At 62.7% G+C, this 4,421-nt stretch carries 5 protein-coding genes; 4 read left to right on the forward strand and 1 reads right to left on the reverse strand.

Features of this window, described 5'->3' with window-relative positions; all coding sequences use genetic code 11:
* Window positions 1–59: 59 nt before the first annotated feature.
* Window positions 60–728 carry a glycerol-3-phosphate 1-O-acyltransferase PlsY gene (gene plsY, locus Q0687_RS10235; protein WP_298875505.1) on the reverse strand — a complete coding sequence of 223 codons (669 nt, stop codon included), beginning with the start codon at window positions 726–728 and terminating at the stop codon, window positions 60–62.
* Between the two features lie 168 nt (window positions 729–896).
* Between plsY and Q0687_RS10240 the strand changes: the two genes are divergently transcribed.
* The 4 genes from Q0687_RS10240 to Q0687_RS10255 all read left to right on the forward strand — a co-directional run bounded on the left by Q0687_RS10240 (window position 897) and on the right by Q0687_RS10255 (window position 4,229).
* On the forward strand, window positions 897–1,913 hold the full coding sequence (locus tag Q0687_RS10240; protein WP_298875507.1) for a serine hydrolase: 1,017 nt from the start codon (window positions 897–899) through the stop codon (window positions 1,911–1,913).
* Between the two features lie 141 nt (window positions 1,914–2,054).
* Window positions 2,055–3,017 carry a tetratricopeptide repeat protein gene (locus Q0687_RS10245; protein ID WP_298875509.1) on the forward strand — a complete coding sequence of 321 codons (963 nt, stop codon included), beginning with the start codon at window positions 2,055–2,057 and terminating at the stop codon, window positions 3,015–3,017.
* A 64-nt stretch (window positions 3,018–3,081) separates the two neighbouring features.
* Window positions 3,082–3,612: a hypothetical protein gene (locus Q0687_RS10250; protein WP_298875511.1), complete on the forward strand. Its 531-nt coding sequence runs from the start codon at window positions 3,082–3,084 to the stop codon at window positions 3,610–3,612.
* A gap of 200 nt (window positions 3,613–3,812) precedes the next feature.
* Window positions 3,813–4,229, forward strand: coding sequence for an SRPBCC family protein (locus tag Q0687_RS10255; RefSeq protein ID WP_298875514.1), 417 nt, complete (start codon window positions 3,813–3,815; stop codon window positions 4,227–4,229).
* Window positions 4,230–4,421: the final 192 nt, after the last annotated feature.

Consider the following 4,421-nt stretch of genomic DNA (forward strand, 5'->3'; position numbering starts at 1 on the left):
TACAAGCTCGCCGAGGCTGCCTGATATGATTCGAACTAAGGAAACGCCCGACTAGGCACTCACGAAGCCGGGCTGCTCTGTCCCAGCCGCGGCTCGGTGCCCGCCAGCAGCCGCGCGACATTGGCGCGATGGCGAAGGATCACGTAAAGGCCGCCCGCGATCACCAGCAGCCGATAGGGCAGCGGGTGGTCGAAGCCCCAGACCAGAATGACGGCCGTCAATGCCGCGAGCATCGAGCTCAAGGAGACGATGCGCGACAGCGCCAGCGCGATACCGAAGGCCGCCGCCGCACCCAGCCCCACCGGCCACGACATCGCCAGCAGCACGCCGAGCCCGGTCGCGGCGGATTTGCCGCCGGTGAAGTTCAGCCAGATCGAGCGGCCATGGCCCAGCAGCGCGGCGATGCCGGCGAGGCACACAAGCCATGGCACCCAGGCTTGCAGATCCGATGCTGTCGGCGGTACCGGAGATAGCTCGCTCGTGAGCCAGGGGCAGAACACGCGGGCAACGACGATCGCAGCCACGCCCTTCAGCACGTCGATGACGAGCACGGCAAGGGCAGGCCATTTACCGAGGGTTCGCAGCACATTCGTCGCGCCGGTCGATCGGGAGCCGTGCTCTCTGATATCGATGCCTCTGAGCAGCTTTCCTGCCAGATAGCCCGTCGGTGTCGCGCCGAGCAGATAGGCGATCACCAATCCAGCTGTACCAGCGATCCAGAAAGCCATGGATAGGTGTCCAATGTCCGGCGAGAGCATTCTATCGCGGACTTCGCTTGATCGCCATCAGTACCTGCCTGAAATCAAGGCTCTTCCCAAGCCTGTCGCGCCGCAAAACCGTCACACATCAAACGGCATCCTTGCGACGTCGTCGTGGGGAATGGTGGGGAGCCTGACATGCGAAGATGGATTGGCGTCATTGCAGCCATGTGTGCCTTCGCCTTCTGTGCACAACCTGCATCAGCCTGCGGCATTCCGCGCGAAATCCACGACGGATGGGCGATGACCGCGCCGGAGCAGCAGGGGCTGGATGCGGCGCTGCTGTGCGCGATGGATGACGGCATCCGCGGCGGCAAGCTCGCCAATGTCGACGACATCGTCGTTATCAGGCACGGCGTGCTCGTCTACGAGAGCTATTACGACTATCCCCATCAGTTCAATTACGACGCCACCACGCGGCACAATGGTTACTCCATGACCAAGAGCGTGGTCTCGCTGCTGGTCGGCATCGCCATGGATCGCGGCCTGATCAAGGATCTGGACGCTCCGATTGCGACTTATCTTCCCGATTACCAAGGACTTCGTGACTCCGACAAGGATCGCATCACGCTGCGCCATCTTCTGACGATGTCGGCCGGATTAGGCTCCGAGAGGGCACCCGGCGTTTCCTTCCAGTATAACAATGCCGAAACGGAGCTGATCGGCACCATCCTGAAGAAGGTCACCGGGAAAGGCGTCGATGTGCTGGCTCAGGAGAATATCTTCGCGCCGCTCGGGATCGAGGATGTTGAGTGGTACAGGACTCCTGTCAGTGGCTTGCCAATGTCGGCGCACGGGCTGAGCCTGCGTCCGCGCGACTGGGCGAAGATCGGCCAGCTTGTTCTCAATCGTGGCACCTGGAACGGCAAGCAGATCGTGTCGGCGTCCTGGATCGATCAATCGACGGCTGAACACATCGAGACGGATAAGGCCGCGTTCGGCTATGGCTATCAATGGTGGATCGGGCGTTCGCCTGACAGGGACGGCACCGTTCGATGGGCCGCTGCACTCGGCTTCAACTCGCAGAAGACCATCATCATCCCCGCGCTCGACATGGTCGTCGTCTTCAACGCGGGGCGGGAATCCAGGAACATGGTCGCGCCCGAGCTGGATCTGCTGGATCGCTACATCCTGCCGGCGACCTCGCGGGATTGATCGGGTATCGGCGAGCCGCGGTTCGCAGCGCGATGTGCGGTCCGATTTGAGCCGGACGCCCGCTCCGCATTGAACCTGTCCCGCCTCCAGGTGCACCAAAACTGCGGAAGCCCCCTGACATCAGCCGCGAAGGAGCGCGCGATGAAGGCCCTGAAAGCATCGATCTGTGTTGCGGTCGCCGCGCTCGCGCTGAGCCTGTCGCTGGGCGCGCCGTCCCATGCGGAAGAGGACGAGGCCGGCACGCTCACCCGGCAGATGAAAGCGCTCTATGACGCCGGCAAATATACCGAAGCGCTGCCGCTTGCGCAGAAGGCCCTGGCGCTTCGCGAGAAGGAGTTCGGGCCGGAGGACGCCATGGTCGCGATGCCGCTGAACGACCTCGGCACGATCCACTACAATCTCGGCCAGTACCCTGTCGCTGAGCTGCTGTACAAGCGCGCATTGGCGATCAGAGAGAGGACGCTCGGTCCTGATGCCACTGAGGTCGCGACCGTCCTGAACAATCTGGGCGAACTCTATCGCGTCGAATCGCATTACGACGTCACCGAGCCGCTGCTCAAACGGTCGATCGCCATTCGCGAGAAGGCGCTCGGTGCAAATGATCCCTCGATCGTGATGGCGATGAGCAATCTCGCCGCGGTCTACAGCAGCCAGGGACGCTACGACCAGTCCGAGCCCTTGTTCAAGCGCGGGCTCGCCATTCTCCGGAAGGCCAACGGCCCCGACGACCCTGAAGCCACGGTGTTGATGAGCAACCTCGCCGACGCCTACATCCACACGCATCGCTACGCCGATGCCGAACAGCTGCTCAAGCGCGCCATAGTGGTGACCGAGAAGGCCTATGGGCCCGACCATCCCGACATCGCCCAGGCGCAGAACAATCTGGCGACGCTCTATGCGCGCGAGGGGCGCAATGCCGAAGCGGAGCGGCTGTACAAGCTGTCGGTGGCGACGTTCGAGAAGACGCTCGGTCCGGACCATCCTGATCTCGTCGATATCCTGGACAACCTCGCTGCGTTCTACAAGGATCAGGGCCGCACCGCCGACGCGCAGCAACTGTTCAAACGGTCGGCGGCCATTCGCCAGAAGTCACGGCCGATCTGAAGAGCTCGGCCCGTCGAGACGTCTTTGCCGTGAAGATCACCGCGGATCGCGTTGAAGGGTTGCCATGACGACGCCTGCAAGACTGCTTGGAATTGTCGTCGCGCTGTCGTGGCTCGGATTGTCGGCGGTAGCGGCGGCCGGCGGCCCGTCGAAGGACATCCTGAGCGGCGCATGGACGCTCGAGATGGACCGTTACGATCGTCCCTGGCTCACCTTCTTCGACACCAACCGCAAGACGGTGTTTCGCTTCGGCTGCGGGACGCATTACGAGCTGGATGCGGTCTATCCGGGCGAAGCGCCGAAGCAGGATCACACCGAGGCCACGATTACGATCGGCAACGGCAAGACGCAGATGGATTTTGCCGGCTTCACTTACGCCGCGCCCGAAAACTTCCCGCCGCATACCTCGTGGTTCAACCAGGCGGACCTCGGCCATCCCGAGCTCACCGATAAAAAATGGGGGGCGCTGGAAGGCCGTCTGCTGGATCTTCTGGCCTCCGGGCAGCCCCTGGCGGTCTCGGCCGAGGGCAAAAGCTATGTGCTGCCGCCGACCAGGGCGTCGCGGTGGCGCGCGCGCTTTCAGAAGGTCTGCTGACGCGCGTCCGCAGCCCGGTTGCGGCACATCGCCTCACCAAAATTTTTACCGCATTGACGGTGCGGTCCCATGTCGGCATGGACGTGGCTCGATCGTCCTTGGGCGGACACTTCCCGAAAGAGGCGTGGTCGATCGACCCTGCCGCCGTGAAGTGATGTCGTCACCCCGAGCCGTCAAAGAATTGAACTGGAGCAATACCCATGAGGATCACCGTCGAAACCAGCGTCGCCGCCCCTGTTGATCAGGTCTGGCGTGCCTACACGACGCCTGCGGACATCGTGAAGTGGAACGCCGCGTCGGACGACTGGCACACGACCAAGGCGACGGTCGATTTGCGCGAGGGCGGTCTGTTCTCGTCCCGCATGGAAGCCAAGGACGGCAGCATGGGTTTTGACTTCGCCGGCACCTACACTGAGATCGTCGAGCACAAGCGGATCGAATATGCGTTCGGCGATCGCAAGGCCGAAGTCGATTTCGTGCCAGGCCCCAAGGGTGTTGTCGTCCGCGTCGCCTTCGATGGCGAAACGACCCACTCGGTCGAGCAGCAGCAAGCCGGCTGGCAGGCGATCCTCGACAGTTTTGCACGATACGTCGAGGCGAAGCAGAAGGCGTCGTAGGGCACTTGGTATCAAAGAAGCTGCCGAGCGGACTCGGCAGCTTCTGTTCTTGTCAAATCGCAGCGCAAAGGTCGGATCGCAACGCAACAGCGTCAGCGGCGCGTGGGATCGTTGCTCTTGCCCGGACGAAGTGTCTGAGGTCCGCCACCCTGGCCGGAATTGCTGCCTGCGCTGGTTCCCCCGCTCGCATTG

It is taken from the genome of uncultured Bradyrhizobium sp. (assembly GCF_936928535.1).
Classification (GTDB): Bacteria; Pseudomonadota; Alphaproteobacteria; order Rhizobiales; family Xanthobacteraceae; genus Bradyrhizobium.